General features: G+C 69.1%; 12 protein-coding genes and 1 pseudogene. 2 read left to right on the forward strand and 11 right to left on the reverse strand.

Annotated elements, in window-relative coordinates:
- The 11 genes and pseudogenes from OB08_RS10755 to OB08_RS10805 form a co-directional block, all read right to left on the reverse strand.
- A pseudogene (locus OB08_RS10755) lies at nucleotides 1–483 on the reverse strand (ATPase); the annotation flags it as partial.
- Nucleotides 480–1,181: an L-ribulose-5-phosphate 4-epimerase gene (locus OB08_RS10760; protein WP_461474563.1), complete on the reverse strand. Its 702-nt coding sequence runs from the start codon at nucleotides 1,179–1,181 to the stop codon at nucleotides 480–482. The pseudogene OB08_RS10755 and the gene OB08_RS10760, both read right to left, overlap by 4 nt.
- A complete protein-coding gene (locus tag OB08_RS10765) occupies nucleotides 1,181–2,251 on the reverse strand; it encodes an ABC transporter permease (RefSeq protein ID WP_461474565.1) in 1,071 nt (356 codons plus the stop codon). The genes OB08_RS10760 and OB08_RS10765 overlap by 1 nt, the downstream gene beginning before the upstream one ends.
- Nucleotides 2,248–3,333 (reverse strand): ABC transporter permease, encoded by a 1,086-nt coding sequence (locus OB08_RS10770; protein WP_461474567.1) that lies wholly within the window; start codon nucleotides 3,331–3,333, stop codon nucleotides 2,248–2,250. The genes OB08_RS10765 and OB08_RS10770 overlap by 4 nt, the downstream gene beginning before the upstream one ends.
- Nucleotides 3,330–4,937, reverse strand: a complete 1,608-nt coding sequence (locus OB08_RS10775) for a sugar ABC transporter ATP-binding protein (RefSeq protein ID WP_461474569.1) — start codon at nucleotides 4,935–4,937, stop codon at nucleotides 3,330–3,332. Before OB08_RS10775 ends, OB08_RS10770 begins: the two co-directional genes overlap by 4 nt.
- A gap of 121 nt (nucleotides 4,938–5,058) precedes the next feature.
- Nucleotides 5,059–6,075 (reverse strand): substrate-binding domain-containing protein, encoded by a 1,017-nt coding sequence (locus OB08_RS10780; protein ID WP_461474571.1) that lies wholly within the window; start codon nucleotides 6,073–6,075, stop codon nucleotides 5,059–5,061.
- 248 nt (nucleotides 6,076–6,323) lie between these two features.
- The gene (locus OB08_RS10785) at nucleotides 6,324–7,343 is read right to left on the reverse strand and encodes a LacI family DNA-binding transcriptional regulator (RefSeq protein ID WP_461474573.1); all 1,020 of its coding nucleotides are present in this window, start codon (nucleotides 7,341–7,343) and stop codon (nucleotides 6,324–6,326) included.
- 6 nt (nucleotides 7,344–7,349) lie between these two features.
- Nucleotides 7,350–8,063 (reverse strand): hypothetical protein, encoded by a 714-nt coding sequence (locus OB08_RS10790; protein ID WP_461474575.1) that lies wholly within the window; start codon nucleotides 8,061–8,063, stop codon nucleotides 7,350–7,352.
- On the reverse strand, nucleotides 8,060–9,121 hold the full coding sequence (locus OB08_RS10795; RefSeq protein WP_461474577.1) for a WxL protein peptidoglycan domain-containing protein: 1,062 nt from the start codon (nucleotides 9,119–9,121) through the stop codon (nucleotides 8,060–8,062). Before OB08_RS10795 ends, OB08_RS10790 begins: the two co-directional genes overlap by 4 nt.
- A gap of 70 nt (nucleotides 9,122–9,191) precedes the next feature.
- A complete protein-coding gene (locus tag OB08_RS10800; RefSeq protein ID WP_461474579.1) occupies nucleotides 9,192–9,821 on the reverse strand; it encodes a hypothetical protein in 630 nt (209 codons plus the stop codon).
- A 346-nt stretch (nucleotides 9,822–10,167) separates the two neighbouring features.
- Entirely contained in the window at nucleotides 10,168–14,361 is a 4,194-nt protein-coding gene (locus OB08_RS10805; RefSeq protein WP_461474581.1) for a beta-L-arabinofuranosidase domain-containing protein, read from the reverse strand.
- Nucleotides 14,362–14,570: 209 nt separating this feature from the next.
- Between OB08_RS10805 and OB08_RS10810 the strand changes: the two genes are divergently transcribed.
- Both OB08_RS10810 and OB08_RS10815 read left to right on the forward strand, forming a co-directional pair.
- Nucleotides 14,571–17,273 (forward strand): LamG-like jellyroll fold domain-containing protein, encoded by a 2,703-nt coding sequence (locus tag OB08_RS10810; RefSeq protein WP_461474582.1) that lies wholly within the window; start codon nucleotides 14,571–14,573, stop codon nucleotides 17,271–17,273.
- Nucleotides 17,274–17,458: 185 nt separating this feature from the next.
- Nucleotides 17,459–17,716 carry a PLD nuclease N-terminal domain-containing protein gene (locus OB08_RS10815; protein ID WP_461474584.1) on the forward strand — a complete coding sequence of 86 codons (258 nt, stop codon included), beginning with the start codon at nucleotides 17,459–17,461 and terminating at the stop codon, nucleotides 17,714–17,716.
- The last annotated feature ends 170 nt before the right edge of the window (nucleotides 17,717–17,886 follow it).

Below are 17,886 nucleotides of genomic sequence, written 5' to 3' on the forward strand. Positions count from 1 at the left end.
GACGTGCGGCTCCTCGTCGAGCACCGCCTGGTAGAGGTGCGCGATCGACCACCGCAGGGGGATGTTGACGCCGAAGAGCTCGGACAGCACACCGGCGGCGCGTCCGGTCGTGGTGTTGCGCCACGTGCGGAAGGGCACCTGCAGCTCGCCCGCGTCGTCGAAGGCGAGGTAGCCGTGCATCATGGCCGACACGCCGATGGCGCCGAACGTGGTGACGGCGACGCCGTGGCGCTCCTCCACGTCGGCGACGAGGTCGGCGTACGCGGCCTGCAGCCCCGCCCACACGTCCTCCACCGCGTAGGTCCAGGTGCGCTCGACGAACTGGTTCTCCCACTCGTGGCTGCCGACGGCGAGCACGGTCGCGGGGTCGTCGGCGAGCACGAGGCACGCCTTGATGCGCGTGGAGCCGAGCTCGATCCCCAGCGCGGTACGGCCTTCGAGGATGGCGGATGCCGCGGCATCCGCTCGCTTGTCCGCCGTCATCGCCGGTCGTCCCCGCTCTGGCCGTACACGTTCTGGTACCGGTCGTAGAGGCGGTCGATCGCCTCCTGCGGGATGGGGATGAGCGGACCGGCCTCACGCGCGTAGTGCACGGTGCGGGCGACGTCCTCGACCATGACCGCCGCCTTGACGGCATCCTTCGCCGACGTGCCGATCGTGAACGGTCCGTGGTTCTGCATCAGCACCGCACGCGAACGGTGACCGGTCAGCGTCTCGACGATGCCGCGCCCGATCGAGTCGTCGCCGATGATGGCGAACGGACCGATCGGGATCGGCCCGCCGAACTCGTCGGCCATCGCCGTGATGACGCACGGGATCTCCTCGCCGCGCGCCGCCCACGCCACCGCGAAGGTCGAGTGCGTATGCACCACTCCCCCCACCTCGGGCATGTTGCGGTACACGTACGCGTGCGCCGCGGTGTCGCTCGACGGGCTGCGCTCGGACCCCGGCGTGCCCGGAACGACGTTGCCGTCCAGGTCGCACAGGATCATGTTCTCCGGCGCGAGGTCGTCGTACGACACCCCGCTCGGCTTGATCACGAACAGGTCGGCACCGGGCACGCGACCCGAGACGTTGCCGCCCGTCCAGACGATCAGGTCGTACCGGACCAGCTCGCCGTGGAGCCTGGCGACATCGGCCCGCACCGCATCGATCGCGGCCTGCAGTTCGGCGTCGGCCATCAGCTCGCCCGTCGTCGGGTCAGCACGCGCTGGAGCAGCACGAACACGAGCAGGACGGCGCCGGTGATGATCGTGAGGTACTCGGGGTTGATCGTGCCGTCCTTCGTGATGATGAGGCGCAGGGCCGCGATCACGAAGACGCCGACCACCGAGCCGAGGACGTAGCCGTAGCCGCCGGTGAGCAGCGTGCCGCCGATGACGACGGCCGCGATGGCATCGAGCTCCCACCCGATTCCCGTGACGTTCTGCGCCTTGCCGCCGACCTCGGCCGTGTAGACGATCGCGGCCAGGCCCGACAGCGCGCCCGAGATGATGTAGATCCCCACGCGGGTGCGGGCGACGGGCAGACCCATGAGCCCGGCCGAGGACTCGTTGCCGCCGATGGCGTAGACGGTGCGCCCGCTGCGCGTGCGGTGGAGGAAGAACATCCCGCCGATCACGACGAGCACGGCGATGAGGAGCCCGGGCGTGACCGTGAGGTCGTTGACCTTGGGTCCGTCGATGATCTTCCAGTCGGTGGCGAGCAGGTGGATCGGCGAGTCCTCGGGAGCCTGGACGGGCGTGGTTGACAGCATCGAGGCGAGTCCGCGCGCGAGGAACATCATCGCGAGCGTCGCGATGAAGGGCTGCACGTTGAAGTACTGGATCATGACGCCCGCGATCACGCCGAAGAGCGCACCGAACAGGATCATGAGCAGCATCGAGATCCAGCCGTTGATGCCGATGTTCATGATCATGACGCCGGCGACCGAGCTGAACGCGACCACCGCGCCGACCGACAGGTCGATGCCGCCCGAGACGATCACGATGGTCATGCCGACGGCCAGGATGATCGTCGGCGCGAAGCCGATCAGGAGGCTCGACATGGTGCCGGCGTGGAACACGCGGCCGTACGCGACCTCGGCGTAGATGAGCATGCCGAACAGCAGCACCAGGGCGGCCAGGGTGGGGATCAGCGTCTGATTGCGCTCCCACAGCCGCGACAGGCGCGTGCCGGCGACGGCATTCCTGCTCTCGGGCAGGTCGGGAGCGGGCGGGACGACTTCGGCGAGCGTGCGTGACGAGCTCATGCGACGACCTCCTTCGAGACGGGCGCGGCCTGTTCAGGTGCCGGGGGCGTGGGAGTACGGGGCGCACCCGTCGACTTCCGGCCTCCGAAGGCCCACGAGCGCACGCGCTCGGACTGCAGCAGGACGAGGACGATGATGACGACCGCCTTGAACGCGGGCGTCGCAGCGGCCGGAATGCCGAGGAACAGCACGGTCTTGTTCAGCGTCGCGATGAGGAGGGCTCCGACGGTCGAGCCGACGATCGAGAACTTGCCTCCGGCGAGCGACGTGCCGCCGATGACCACGGCGAGGATCGCGTCGAGCTCCATGAGATTGCCCGTGCCGCCGACGCTGACCGTCATGACCTCGGAGACGCTGAACAGCCCACCCACCGCGGCGAGCGCGGCCGAGAGGATGTAGACGCCGAACAGGATCGGACGGGGACGGATGCCGGCGAGCCGGCTCGCGTGCGGGTTGATGCCGATCGACTCGATCATCAGGCCGAGCGCCGTCCGGCGCATCACGAGGGCGATGAGCACGACGATCGCGATGGCGAGCACGAAGCTCGTCGGGATGCCGAAGATCTGGCCGTTCGCGAGGAGCCGGAACGGCTCGTTGGTCGCATTGGTGTTCTGCCCGCTCGTGATGACGCGGGCGATGCCGCGCGCGGCCAGCATCATGATCAGCGTCGTGATGAACGGCTGCAACCCGATGACCGAGACCAGGAAGCCGTTGATCGCACCGAGGACGACGGCGAGCGCGATCGAGAGGGCGATCGCGGTCAGCATCGCGCTGACCGGCGGCGACCCCTCGAGGTTGGAGAGGGTCTCCATCGCGACGGCGCCCCCGACGGCCATCATCGAGCCGACGGAGAGGTCGATGCCGCCCGTGGCGATGACGAAGGTCATGCCCAGCGCGATCATGATGATCGGCGCGGAGACGCGGAGGATGTCGAGCACGTTGCCCGTGAGCATCCCCGTCGTCGGGTTCACGCTGATCGCGAGATAGGCGGGGTTCTTGATCGAGTTGATCAGCAGCAGCAGCGCGATGCCGACGATGGCCCAGAACCAGGGCGTGCGCAGCGCGATCTTGACGCGGTTCATGACGCGCTCCCTTCATGGTCGGCCGCGGATCCCCCGGCGGCGACCTCTTCTGCGAGGGCGTCGGCGGTCTTCTCCGCCTCGTCGCCCGATTCGGTGGCGATGACCGACACGATGCTCTCGGCGGTGACCTCGGGACCGTTGACGACCTCGCCCACCTTCTGGTGGTCCTTGAGGATGACGATGCGCTCGGAGAGGCGGACGACCTCCTCGAGCTCGGACGAGATGAAGACGACGCCCATCCCGCCCTCGGCGAGCTCGGCCACGGTCTCCTGGATGTCGGCCTTCGCGCCGACGTCGATGCCGCGCGTGGGCTCGTCGAGGAGCAGCAGGTCGGGGTTGGTGGCGAGCCACCGGCCGAGCAGCACCTTCTGCTGGTTGCCGCCCGAGAGCAGGCGGATCGGACGATCCGGGTCGTTGGGGCGCACGCTGAAGCGCTCCATGTAGGTCTTGACCAGCTGGTCGACCTCGCGCGCAGGAACGCGGCGCATCCAGCCGCGGCGCGCCTGGACGGCGAGCATGATGTTCTCGCGGACGCTCAGGTCGCCGACGATGCCGTCGTCGCGACGGCTTTCGGTCGAGTAGGCGATGCCGTGCGAGAGGCCTGCGACGGGAGAGTTGAGCGAGACCTTCTTGCCGCGGATCCGGATCGTTCCGCTGTCGGCCTTGTCGGCCCCCGCGACGAGCCGCGCGAGTTCGGTGCGACCGGCGCCGAGGAGGCCCGCGAAGCCGACGACCTCGCCGGCGTGGATCTCGAGATCCGTGGGCTCGATCGCTCCCTTGCGGCCGAGGTCCTCGGCGGCGAAGAGCGGGGTCACGGTGCGGTCGCGCTGCTGGGTCTGCCGGTTGGAGCCGAGCGCGCGGAGCGACTCGAAGTCCTTGCCGATCATCTTCGAGATGAGCTGCGTGCGGTCGAGATCGCGCTTGAGGTACTCGCCGACGAAGGTGCCGTTGCGCAGGACCGTGATGCGGTCGCTGATCGCGTACACCTGGTCGAGGAAGTGCGAGACGAAGAGGATCGCGACGCCCTGGTCGCGAAGGCGGCGCATGACGTCGAAGAGGACCTCGACCTCGTTCGCGTCGAGGCTGGAGGTGGGCTCGTCGAGGATGAGAACCTTGGAGTTGGTGACCATCGCGCGGCTGATGGCGACGAGCTGCTGCATCGCGATCGAGATCGATGACAGGGGCGCGCGGGGGTCGAGATCGCCGAGGCCCATGCGGGTGAGCGCCTCGCGGGCCCGGGCGTGGGTCTTGCGCCAGTTGATGCCGGTCCAGTCGTGGACCTCGTGCCCGAGCATCACGTTCTCACCGATGGTGAGGTTGGTGCAGAGGTTGACCTCCTGGTACACCGTCGAGATGCCGGCCGCCTGCGCGGAGGCGGTGCCGTTGAAGTGCCGGACCTGTCCCGCGACCACGATCTCGCCGGAGTCGATCTGGTAGACGCCGGTGAGCGCCTTGATGAGGGTGGACTTGCCGGCGCCGTTCTCGCCCATGAGGGTGTGGACCTCGCCGGGGAGCAGCCGGAAGCTGACGTCGTCGAGGGCCTTCACTCCCGGGAAGGTGATGGACGCGTTTCGGACCTCGACGATCGCGATCGGTTCAATCATGGCTGCACGATTCCTTGTTGCTGCATTGCGGTGGAACTGCGTGAAGACGAGCACGAGCGGGGGCCGCCGGAACGGCAACCCCCGCTCGCATCACTTCTCGTCTCGTCGACGCGGGATCGGGTCAGAAGCCCTTGCCGTCGTCGATCGCGGCCTGGCCGGCCTCGGGCGAGTCGAAGGTCTCACCCGGAACGATGATGACCTTCTCGACGTCGTCACCCGCGAGAGCGGAGTTGACGGCCTCGACGGCGAGGTCACCGAAGAAGGGGTTGTACTGAGCGACGAAGCTCAGCTCGCCCGCAGCCAGCGCCTCGAGAGCCGGCGTGGTGCCGTCGATCGTGGCGATCTTGACGTCCTCACCCGGGACCAGACCGGCGGCGGTCACAGCCGCGGCCGCGCCGATGCCCATCTCGTCGTTCTGCGCGAAGATGAACTGCAGGTCGGGGTTCTCGCGGAGCACGGTCTCGATGACCGACTTGCCCTCGTCAGCGGTCCAGTTGGCCGTCTGCGCACCGATCTTGTTCCAGCCCTCGGCACCCGAGATGGCGGCCTCGAAGCCCTCGTTGCGCTCGTTGACGACCGACAGGCCGGGGACGCCCTCGAGGGTGAAGTAGTTCGCGCCCTCCGGGTAGGTCGCGACCGCCCAGTCGCCGACGGTCGCCGCGACGTCCACGTTGTCCGGGGCGATGCGCGTGACGTAGAGCTCGTCGCTGGCGTCGACGCCGCGGTCGAGCAGGATGACGGGGATCTCGGCTTCCTGGGCCAGCTCGAGCGAGTCCTCCCAGCCGGACGCCTCGGTCGCGGTGAGGAGGATCGCGTCCACCTCGTCGTTCACGAACGTCGCGAAGGCGTCGATCTGCGACTTCTGGTCGGTCGGGCTCGAGGCGGGCGCGTACTTCAGGTCGAACCCGGCCTCGGTGCTGAACGCGTCCTTGATCGCCTGCTCGTTGGCGTCGCGCCAGCCGCCCTCGGGGCCGACCGCGACGAAGCCGACGGTCGTCAGTTCGCCGTCACCGCTGCCGCTGTCGCCGTCCGAGCCCGCGTCGCCGTTGCCGCCGCTCGCGCAGCCGGCGAGGCCGAGCGCGAGCGCGCCGGCGCCGACGAAGCCGATAAGGGCGAGCATCCGCTTCTTGTTAGCCATCTCTTCTCCTCCTTGAGACTCCCCGACGCTCCTGGTCGGAGAGAAGTCCCTGTGCCCCAGCGGGACACTCTCGGGTGTGTGCGACTCCATTGTGCGCGCTAACATCCCCGCGCGCAACTTATTTCTGGAGATTCGTTACTTCTCCGTTACCGCGAACATTAACAGGTCCACGTGAGCGGCAACATCCCCGCGCCGCGCGGGCTCGCCGAACGCCCCGGCAGAGCCGGGGCGTGACGGGCGGCGCCCGCTCAGGACCGGGGGGCGGCCGTCGACCCGCGCACGATGAGGCGCGGCTCGATGATGTCGTGCTCCGGGGTGTCGTCGCCCTCGATCGCAGCGATGATGAGCTGCAGGGCGAGCGATCCGAGTGCGGCGAAGTCCTGGCGCACCGTCGTCAACGGCGGCAGGAAGTGGCGCGCATCGGGCAGGTCGTCGAAGCCGACGACGCTCAGGTCGTCGGGAACGCGCAGTCCGCGTTCGGACAGCCCGTGCACGAGACCCAGCGCCATCTGGTCGTTGGCGGCGAACACCGCCGTCGCGTCCGAGAAGTCGTAGGTCTTGCCGAACGTGTAGCCGTAGTCGGACGTCCAGTCGCCCACGACCGGCGGCGCGATCGGCAGGCCGACGTCGGCGAGCGCGTCGCGCCAGCCCTGCTCGCGGGCCCGGGCGTCGTACCAGTCCAAGGGTCCCGAGAGGTGCACGATGGAGCGGTGGCCGAGCTCGATGAGGTGCATGACGGCCGCCATGGCACCGGCGCGCTGGTCGACCGCCGCCGTGTGCATCTCGGCGTCGGGTTCGGCCTTGATGACGAGGGTCGGCAGTCCGGTGCTCTGCTGGCGGAGCATGTCGAGCGACGAGGCGCGCGGAGCGATCACGCACAGTGCGTCGACGCCCTGGGTGACGAGCTCGACCACGCCGGTGTCGATCTGGGACTCCTCGTCGTCCGAGACGGAGAAGGCGCTGATGGCGTACCCCGCATCGCGGGCGGCGCTCTCGATCGCGCGCAGGGTGCTGTTGGGCCCCCACTGGACGGGGCTGTCGACGAGGACGCCGATCCGCATCGCACGACGCGTGGCGAGGGCCCGCGCGATCGAGCTGCGCGTGTAGTTCATCTCGTCGATCGCCTGGAGCACGCGCTCACGTGTCGATTCGCGGATGTTCGGGTGTCCGTTCAGCACCCGCGAGACGGTCATGTGCGAGACACCGGCCTGCTTGGCCACGTCGTAGATGCTGGGGCGCTGCCAGCCCCTGGTCGCCTGTTCGGTCACTGTGGATCACCTCCCTTTCTTGCTGACCACATCGTAGGGGGGCGCGCCGGCCGCGGCCGACGCACCGCCGACACCCGGGAGAACGGCTGCCGCGGCGCCCGGAACGAGCCAGAGGACGAGGCCCGTCGCGGCGAGGAGCGCGGCCGCGCCGCCGGCGGCGATCCAGCCGACGGGCACGGTCTCCGGGGATGAGGGCGGCGCGGCGCCGGGTTCGCCCGACCCGCCCGGGCCGGAGCCCGCAGGTGGAGAGGATTCCTGCGGCGCCACGCCCAGCGCGGTCGGGGTCGGTGTCGGCTTGCCCTTGCCCGGCTTGCCGTTGCTCCCGTTTCCGTTCCCGTTCCCGTTCCCGTTTCCGTTCCCGTTCCCGGGGTTCCCGTTTCCGTTTCCGTTCCCGGAGTTGCCGTTCCCGGGGTTGCCGGAGTTGCCGATCCCGTTCCCGGGGTTGCCGTTTCCGTTCCCGTTACCGGGGTTGCCCGGGCCGCCGGGGTTGCCCGGATGACACGGGTGGCCGGGCATGCCCGCCCACGGCGGCGGCCCCGCATTGCCGGGTCCCCTCGGTGGCCAGTCGCACTTCAGCGGCGTGATCAGCACCGTGACGCTGACGCCTTCAGGGTCCGTGTCGGGCTCTGCAGCCGACGCGAGCGCGCCCGGCACGGTGAGCGTCCCGAGCACGAGTGTGAGCCCGATGGCTGCTCCGGCGATCCTCCCCCTGGACCTCACGACGCATCCCCCGCCTCTCCGGCCTCGCGGCGGCCGGCTTCCTTGGCATCGGCGAGCATCGTCTGCAGGCGTCTGCGCGAGCGGATGCGTCCCCACACGAGCGCCCACACGACGAGGGCGAGGCCTGCGAGGACGATGAGCTGCGGCCACGGCATCGCCCAGACGGTGATGTCGGCGACGACCGGCTCGATGGCCGAGGTGTCACCCGCCATCGTGAGCATGGTCGGGGTGACGACGACGCTCACCGGCACGGCGAACAGCGGCCAGACGTCGTCGACGAGCACGGTGAAGCTGCGGCTGTCGCCGGGGAGGAGCTCCTGAGGATTCTCACCCTCGGCGGGGAAGCCGGCGCTCTGCCCGCCGGCGTTCACGGATCCCTCGATGAGCAGGATGGTGTTGCCGGTGTTCTCCACGTCGAAAGTGACGGTGAGCTCTCCGGGCCGCAGCGGATTCCACGAGGTGGCGTAGTCGCCGACGACGGCGTCGACGACGGCTTCCGGGGTGATCTCGCCCGTGACCCGCGTCGTGACCCGGAAGCCGACGCGGCTCTCCACGCCCACGCTCGCTCCCCCGTCGCCGGTCTGGGTGGAGAGCACGGACGCCGTGATGCCGGCGGCGTGGTCCCCCGGCTCGGCGTTCTCGGGCACGGAGATGTCGAAGGGCACGACGGCGGTCTCGCCCGCCCCGACGGTGACCTCTTCGGGGATCGTGATCCAGGTGCCGGCGTCCACCGACTCCTGGTCGGCTGGGAGGATGTCGAACCGCCCGTTGCGCGTGTAGAAGCCGTCGGCGGCGGTCAGGCGGAAGGTCACCTCGACCTCGCTGACGTTGCGCACGGCGAAGAGGTCGTCGGCGGTCTCGCCCGGGTCGAGTTCGATCTCGACCGCACGGCGGCCGTCGGGTCCGCTCTCATCGGCCGGCGTGACCGACCAGCGGATGGTGTCCTCGTCGGTGTCGTCGGCGATCGCCGGCGCACTCGCCGACGCGAAGCCCAGAGTGAGCGCCGCGGCCAGCAGGAGGCGGCCGATCGTAGAGGAGCGGGACGAGGTGTGCAGCAAAGGTGGGTCCAGACGTCAGGGTCGGGGCCGTGAGATCACGGCCCCGACCCGATTCAACACGAGAGACGCGTTACTCGGCGGGAAGGGCGTCTTCCCACAGCGTCAGCGTGAGGGTCGCGGAGTACGCGCCCGGCGTGACGTCGACCGGGGTCTTGAGGAACAGGTCGGCGTTCGCCGTCCACGAACCGGTCGGCAGTTCGCCGTAGTTCGGCGCCATCGCCAGCAGCTCCTCGGCGACGAGACCGACGTTGTCGGGTCCTTCGTCGAGCACGGTGTCGACCTGCTCACCGGCGACCACGTCACCGTTGCTGTCGTCGCTGGTCAGCTTCGGAGCCCAGCCGAGGTGCTCGGGGCCGATCGCCTCAGCGCCGGTGGCCGTGAACTCGGACGACTGACCGGTGACGTACCAGTACGTGTCGGCCGGGACCTCTTCGCGGTCATCGCTGACGGTCACCGTGGGCAGCACACCGTTGAACTGACGCACCTCGGCGTCGGCCGACTCGACCTCAGTCAGCGCGGTCGAGTTCGACTGGACGCTCATGGTGAGCGCGCCCACCGGCTCGAGCGCCTCGATGTTGACGTTGACGTTGACGTTCTCGTCGTTCACCTCGTCGGCGATCGCGGCGCCCGCGACACCGATCAGCAGCATCCCGCCGAACGCACCGGCGGCGGTGCGTGCGAACAGTCCTCGCTTGTTCATTCGTTTCTCCAATTCCCGGTCGGCACCCCTGCCGATCCGAAGTTGCGAGCGACCGGACCATCCGGTCGTCGGGACTCGCTGGAAGCCTCAGCCGAAGCCGAGAGCCCCCGTCTGACGTGGGTCATGTCCGGCGCCGACGGCACCGTCCTGGTCGCTCGACGCCCGGGTACCCCGCATGGCCGCGGAGGAGACCGCGACTGCGGTCTGCGCCGTACGGCGAGTGGAGTGACTGAGCATGTTGCACCTTTGCTCTCGGATCCGACGGTGGATCGACTGGCTCGTAGGAAATGTTACCGGCAACAGTTAGCGAGAACAAGACCCGAAACCGTTTTCGGTAGGTGAGTTCTCATCCGCACGTCAACGCAGGGTGCGCCGCCGTGACGGTGACGGTCACCGGCACACCGGAGACGGTCGCGGATGCCTGCACCGACGCCACGCCCGCCGACAGCTGCGCGCCGCGGGTGGTGAACGCCGCCGAGGTCGACTTGCCCGCAGCGAGCGAGGCGATCTGCTTGCTGCCCGCGGCCGTCGTGATGGCCAGCGCGACCGGGACCGCAGCCCCGTTGCGCACCTGGACCGTGAGCGACGCCTTGCCGGCGACGCAGCGGACGGCGGCGGTGGCGGTCACGTCGAGCGGCGGCTGCGCCGGCGCCCGCACGATCTCGATCCGATAGGTCGACGTCGTGGTGTGGTCCTGCGCGGTGCCCTTCAGCGTGATCACCGTCGGGCCGCTCTCCGCGAGGGTCACCGTCCGCGGCAGCGTGTCGTCGATGAGGACGTCACCGAGGAACACGAGCCCGCTGGGCACGGCCGGATCGGCGTCGAACGTCGCGGTCGTCGCGTCCGTCGGCACGGTGGCGGTGTACTGGTACACGCCGTCCGTGAGCGCCGGAGCGAGCGAGCCATCATCGAACGAGAGGCCCGCGAGGTCGGCATCCGTGTCATAGGTGGTCTTGGAGGTCGTGTAGACCCCGAAGACGCCGCCGACGTAGCTCGTGCCGTTGCCCTGGAAGCGGACGGTGACCACCGGGATCTTCTGGCCGTTCGCGTCGAGCACGTAGTTGCCGCTCTGATCGCGCTTGTAGCTGTCCTTGGCGGCGATGCCCGCGAGGACGGATGCCGGGATCTCGTCGTACTGCACGTAGAACGTGGTCGAACCCGCCGCATTCGTGATGCGCTCGTTCTTCAGCAGCACGTCGTTGAGGTACACGCTGTGCGTGCGTCCGTTGTCTCCGCCGAAGTAGCGCACGCCGAGGTAGTTCTTCGGCAGCGAGGGGTCGACGATCATGTCGTACTGGAAATACGCGTCGGTCGCGATCTGCCCGTCGCGGAAGGGCTCGCCGAGCCACACGCCGACGCCGGACTTGTTGAACTTGTAGTTCTTGTCGGCCTCGATGTTGTTGTTGTCGAACGACGTCAGCGAGTCGATGGTGGTCTCGTCGATCCGGAGCTGCTCCTTGCCCTCGCGGATCAGCGCCTGCGCCTGAGGCGAGTCGGGCTCGATGAGGTCCATGTAGATCGCGTAGCGTGCGCCGTACAGCGAGTACCAGGGCTCGAAGGTGAGCGCCTCGGTCGCGGCATCCGCATTCTTCACCTTGAACCGCATGGTCTCGATGCCGTTGGCGTTGTCGCCGTCCGCGATGCGCACCAGGTTCTCGGCGATGTCGCTCTTGAACTGCTCGGCGTCGCCCGTGACCACGTCGTTGCTCACCGACTTGTCGGCGGTGCTCATGCGCACGAGGACACCGGCCACGTACGTGGCGTCGACGTTGGTGCGGTTGAGCTCGGTCGCCAGCAGCACCGGGCCGTAGGCGAAGGCCACCCAGTTCGGGTTCTCGGTGTCGTCGATCACGCGCACCTCGGCGGGGAGCGTGTAGACGAGCTCGTCCCCGTCGGCGACCTCGACGACCACGTACCCGTCGTCGGTCAGCGCCTCGACGTCCTGGCTGACGCCGTTCACCGTGAGGGTCGGCGTGGCGGCAGCCCAGCCGGGGACGCGCAGACGCAGGGTCGTGCCCTCGGCGAGGTCGCCCCCGTCGATCGCGCCGACGGTGTAGGTCACGGTCTCCTCCGCCGGCACGTTCGCCGTCTGGCGGAGCCGCAGGTTCTGCGCCTCGTCGGTGTAGACCGAGGAGCGGAACATGTTCACGTAGACCGTCGAGCCTTTGCGGAAGTAGATCGAGTCGCCGAGCTTCGTGAAGCTCTCGGTCGCGGTGCCGTGGTCGCACCAGAATTCGTCGTACGGACGCCCGAAGACCTTGGCGTACCCCGCCTGCATCGGCTGGAAGTACGTCATCATGCCCGTCTCGGGGTTCTGCTGCGCGAGGATCGCGTTGATGTAGGCGTGCTCGTAGAAGTCTGCGTACTTCACGTCGGGCGCCACCTGGAAGAGCGCCCTCGTCAGCTTGAGCATGTTGTACTCGTTGCAGATCTCCGACGTCGAGTTCTCGCCGTAGCCCGAGGTGGTGCCGTTCGTGGCGTGCTCGTGGAGCTCATCGGCGCCGTGGAAGTGCTCCGACTGGCTGTTGCCGCCGTTGGCGTACGTGTGGTCGTCGACCACCATCTGCCAGAAGTTCTCGGCCGCGGTGCGGTACATCCCGAGGTTGCTCTTCTCTGCCGCCGTGAGCTGCGCGTAGAGGTGCGGGTTGTCGGTGAAGACCGTGTAGCGCTTGAGCGCTCCGATGAGCTTCGGGATCGTGGTGTTCGCGTGCTTGCCGTCGAGCACGTCCTGTCCGGCGGCGAGCGCCTGGAACAGCGTCAGTTCATCGAAGTACTCGGCCGCGCGCTTGTGCGTCGGGTCCTCGGTGATCGAGTACAGCTCGTACAGGGCCTCGTTCATGCCGCCGTACTCGGTGTTGAGCATGACCGACGGGTTCGCCTGGCGGCCGGCCCAGTTGCGCACCCACGTGCCGAAGCCGCTCGCGACGGAGAGCGCCTTCGCCGACACCGCGGCCGGAGCCTGCTCATGCGCGTCGAGGAGACCGGCGAGCACCTTGTGCAGGTTGTAGAACGGCACGAGCAGACCGCCGCCGCCGCTCGGCAGCACGCTCGTCGAGAACGGCGACACGTAGCCGGCGTTCGTCGGGTCGAGCGCCGCGTACGCGGTCTGCGCGTTCTTGAGCCCGTCGACGGCCGTCGTGAGCTTCGCGAGCAGCGCGGCCTTGGTCGCCGGCTCGGTCGTCGTGGCGTACGCCTGCGACAGCGCCGAGATGTAGTGGCCGAAGAAGTGGCCCTGGAACCGCGTGCCGCTCGTGCGCTCCCATCCGCCGTACGGCGTCGCCGTGCTAGGCAGGCCCGCCTGCGTGTAGAACGCGTGCAGGAAGCGGTCCGGATCGAGGCTGAGGAGATAGTCGATCATCTTCTCGTTGCCGTTGACGAGGTAGGGGTCCTCGAGCAGGACCTGGTCCAGCTCGGTCGTCTCGAGATACAGGGAGGTGGATGCCCCCTCCTGCGGCACCTGCACCTCGAAGGTCTTCGTCGCGGCCGCGCTCCCGCCATAGGTCGCCGACGCCGTGAGCGTGACGGTGGCGGCCGCGCCCGTGGGGCGGGTGACCGTCGCGGCGCCGCCGTCGATCGCGATGACGTCGGTGTTCGACGACGTCCACGAGATCGTCGCGCCGTTGGCGGAATCGGTCGGCAGTCCGAAGTCTGCAGCGACAGAGGTCGGCACGGAGACGGCGTCGAGCGCGCTCTGCGCCACGGTCTTCGGGTCGAAGGCCGGGTCGTTCGACTGCGTGAGGGAGACCACGTCGGCGACCGTCGCGACGCCGTTGTACAGGGTGTAGTCGTCGAGCAGGCCGTTGGCGTGAGCACCGTTGTACTGCGGGCCGTTGTAGCCGAGGGTCTTGACCGTGGTGCTCTCGCCCACGATGACACCCGTGGCGGTCCCCGTGGCGGGGTACTTGACGGTCGAGATCTGCTTCACGCCGTTGCGGTAGAAGCTGACGTTCTTGGTCGCCTTGTCGTAGGTCACGACGACATGGGTCCACTGTCCGGCCGGGAAGAATCCGGCGCGTGCCGTGTCGACGGCGACCTTGTAAGGCTGACCCGACGCCGGGCCGACCGAGAGCACGAGCGGCGACGCGTCGCTCTCGCTCGTGAGGTACCAGCCCGCAGAGTTGTACGGGAGCTTGCTCCAGGCGAAGACCTGCTCGCCGGTCATCGCCGCGTTCGGCTTGAACCAGAACGACACCGTGAGGTCGGCGGGCTGCAGGTAGGCGGCGGTGCCGAGCCGGATGGCGTTGGTGCCGTTGAGGTTGAAGGCCTGGCCGTCGATGCCGGCGCCGTAGGCGGCGGTGCCCTTCTGCATGGTGACCGAGGCGGCATTCGTGCTCGTGTCGGTGAGGTTGCCCTCGAACGCGAGGTCGAGCACCTTCGTCGACTCGATCGACAGCGGGGCGGCGGTCGCCGCGGTGGGCGCGGTGACGACGAGGCCGGCTGCGGCGAGCACGGCCGCAGTCGCGAGCGCCACCATCCGCCGCGTGCGATCACCTCGGCGCGTCGTGGTGCCGGGAGGCTGAGTGTCGCGCGTCTTCGCCATGTGATGGGCCCCTTCGCCTCTACCGCCGCTGTTAGCGGTATCACCTCAAATGCTGACAATTGTTAGCGCGAACGGCTCGCTTGTCAAGAGAAATGTCGAATCCGCTCGCGACCCTTGCCGTGGCGTGAACGTGAGCGCTAACATTCCAGCGCGCGGTGCACGCGACCTGTCGTGCCCTCATCCCGGCCGCGCACAGCAAAGGAGCTGGAGTGATCCCCACGCCTCGATCGACTGGACGAACGGCGCGCGACCGCGTCCGTGGCCCGCGCGCTGCGCTCGCCTCGCTGGTCGGCGCCGCCCTCGTCGCCGCCGCGCTGATCTCGCTGGGCGCCACGTCGGCTTCCGGCGCCGCCGCTGCGGCACCCACGACCGGCCTGCTCGCCGAGTACCTGTTCGACCAGACGTCCGGCGCCAGCATCCCGAACCGCGTCAGCGGCGGCACCGCGGCGACCGTCGTCAACGGCACCGACGCGCAGTGGACCGGCTCCTCCCTGGTCTTCGCCGGGGGCGCGAAGACCAGCGCCACGGCGAACTGGGTGCGGCTGCCCGACAACATCCTGAGCGGCAAGACCTCCGCCACCGTCACGATCGAGACCAAGCTCGACCCGACGATGAAGAACAACTGGAACTTCCTCTGGAACATCGGCAGCGACTCGACCACCCACTACTACTTCGCGTCGGTGCGCGACAACCCGCGCACGACGATCACCACCAACGGCGGCGGCGGTGAGGTCAACGCACGCTCCGGCACCGCGCTCGACGCCAACCGCTGGTACAGCCTGACGTCGGTGATCGACGGCGCCGCGGGCCACATCACGTTCTACGTCGACGGCGAGCGCGTCGCGCGCACGAACACGGCCCTGACCCCGGCATCCATCACCGATCAGACCCTCAACGCGATCGGCCGCGCCCCCTACCCCGACCCGATGTACAAGGGCGAGGTGTCGACGTTCCGCGTCTACGACCGGGCGCTCACGGCGACCGAGGTGAACGACGTGTCGGTGGCGGATGCCGCGATCCACGCGTCCTCGTTCCAGCAGGCCGCGCAGACCATCGCCGACGGCGTGGCGGCCGTCACGTTCGACGAGGCGCAGACGACCCTGCCGACCTACGGCGGCCGAGTGTCGTGGACGTCGACCGACCCGGCGATCACGATCGGCGCCGACGGCGTCACTGCGACGGCCGAGCAGCCCGCCGCGGGCGAGGCCCCGCTGCAGGGCACGCTCACCGCGACGGCCACGGTCCGAGGCGCGACGGCCACGAAGCAGGTCGCCGTCACGGTGAACCCCGAGGCCGCAGCCGACGACGCCTTCGGCTACGCGATGGTGCATTTCATCGAGGACTCCGCCGGATATGCCGAGAAGATCTACCTCGACGTCTCGCGCGGCGACAACCCCGAGCAGTGGGACCCGCTCAACGCCGGCAAGCCGATCCTCGCGTCCGACCTGGGTACGACCGGCATCCGAGACCCGTACCTCACGTACAACCCCGAGACCGAGACCTACTACATCATCGCCACCGACCTTCGGGTCTTCGGCGGCGACCGCGGCGTCACCGGCTGCATGGAGTGGTGCTACTGGAGCTCGAAGGGCAGCACGAAGCTCAACGTGTGGGAGTCGAAGGACCTCGTGAGCTGGAGCGACCTGCGCCAGTTCGACGTCGCCCTCTCCGACGGCGCGAAGGTCGGCGAGTTCGGCATGGCGTGGGCGCCCGAGGCGACCTGGGTGCCCGACTACTACGGCCCGGGCCAGGGCGGGTTCGTCCTCTACTGGTCGTCCAACGTGTACGCGAACGCCGAGCACACCGGCTCGTCGTACTCGCGCATCCTGTGGGGCGCGACGCCCGACTTCACGCAGGAGACGTACGAGTACGGCGGCACGTTCGTCGATGCCGGCGGCAACACGATCGACACCACGATCATCCAGAACGACGGCAAGACGTACCGCATCACGAAGGACAACTCGGCGGGCAAGGGCATCTATCTCGAGTCGACCTCGGCGGTGGAGTGGTGGAAGCCCGCCGCGACGTGGACGCCGCTGCAGACGCGCATCGGCGCCGTGTGGGCGGGCGGCAACGCCGGCGGAGTCGAAGGACCGGCCGTCTTCCAGCGGCACGGCGAGGACAAGTGGTACCTCTACGTCGACGTGATCCCCTCGACGGGCTACCGGCCGATGCAGACCACGAACCTCGACGCGGGCTTCACGCAGCTCGTGAGCAGCTCGTTCTCCATGGCGCCCAGCACGAAGCACGGCGGCATCGTGGGGCTCACGAAGGCGCAGTACGACGAGATCCGCGAAGCGGATGCCGCCACCGCCGTGTCGGCGGAGCTCGGCGCCGTCGAGGTCGAGGCCGACGCGACCGAATCGGCCGTGCGCGCCGCGCTGCCCTCATCGGCCGACGTCGTGCTCGCCTACGGTCGCGGCACCGCGTCGCAGCCCGTGACGTGGGACCTGTCGGACGTCGACACCGGCGAACCGGGCACCTACGAGGTCACCGGAACGGTGCGCACGATCGGCGCCAACCTCAACCAGTGGGTCGGCACCGGCGGATCGACCGCGTGGAACGCCCCGGGCAAGCAGCTGTACAGCTCGACCGCGGTGACCGTGACGGCCGACGTCGTCGTGGCGGCCCCGGTGCTGCCGGTGACGGTCGTCGCCGACACGCGGTGCGTCTCGGGCAAGGTCACGCTCACCGTAAAGACGACGAACGACGGCGACGCGCCGGTCGGCCTCGCCGTCTCGACGACCTACGGGTCGAAGTCGGTCGCGACCCTCCAGCCCGGCAAGAGCACGACCGCGGCGTTCTCGACGCGACAGGCGTCGATCACCGGCGGCACGGTGACGGTCGCCGTATCGTCCGGCGGTGACAGCGCCGAGGCATCCGCGTCGTACGCCGCCGCCACCTGCGGCTAGCCCGTTCCAGCGGTAACGCCCCGCCGGCCTTCGCGGTCGGCGGGGCGTTTCGCGTGCCGGGCAGGCACCGAGCGGAGGACATCCGGCCGGCGGAGGACGGATTCCGCGGATCGATCCTCTGCTCGCTGTATGCCCTCCTCTCAGGACGCCTCCGGGAACCTGGTGGCGCGGGGTAGGGTGAGCCGGTGCCCCAGAACCCGCTGATCCCCGCCGGCTACGACCTCGCGTGGACCGCGGTCTCCGTCGTCATGTTCGGCCTGCTGCTGTGGGCACTGGTGTCGCTGGCGCGCCATGCGAAGGCGCTCACCGCGAGGCAGGCACTCGCGTGGACGCTCCTCTCGATCCTCGTGCCCATCGCCGGGCCGCTCTGCTGGCTCCTCATCGGCCGGCGCGCCACGTCGCCACGCACCACGTCGCCGCGGGCCGCCGAGCGCAGCGCCTGAACCTGCAGTCCTGAACCCGCGAGCCTGACGGCCCGCGCCGAATCTCGGAGGACTCCGCCGATTTCGGAGCATCCCTCCCGAATCCTCCGAGATCGGGTCGATCCTCCGAGATCCCGGCCGCCTCATGGCCGTGAGAGCGCGCGACTGCGCGCCGCGGGGTCGGAACCCAC

The organism is Microbacterium sp. HJ5, from assembly GCF_054824025.1.

Coding starts and splice junctions, on each gene's coding strand:
- OB08_RS10760 (WP_461474563.1), bottom strand. CDS start 1,181: ATGGCCGACGCCGAACTGCAGGCCGCGATCGATGCGGTGCGGGCCGAT.
- OB08_RS10765 (WP_461474565.1), bottom strand. CDS start 2,251: ATGAGCTCGTCACGCACGCTCGCCGAAGTCGTCCCGCCCGCTCCCGAC.
- OB08_RS10770 (WP_461474567.1), bottom strand. CDS start 3,333: ATGAACCGCGTCAAGATCGCGCTGCGCACGCCCTGGTTCTGGGCCATC.
- OB08_RS10775 (WP_461474569.1), bottom strand. CDS start 4,937: ATGATTGAACCGATCGCGATCGTCGAGGTCCGAAACGCGTCCATCACC.
- OB08_RS10780 (WP_461474571.1), bottom strand. CDS start 6,075: ATGGCTAACAAGAAGCGGATGCTCGCCCTTATCGGCTTCGTCGGCGCC.
- OB08_RS10800 (WP_461474579.1), bottom strand. CDS start 9,821: ATGAACAAGCGAGGACTGTTCGCACGCACCGCCGCCGGTGCGTTCGGC.
- OB08_RS10805 (WP_461474581.1), bottom strand. CDS start 14,361: ATGGCGAAGACGCGCGACACTCAGCCTCCCGGCACCACGACGCGCCGA.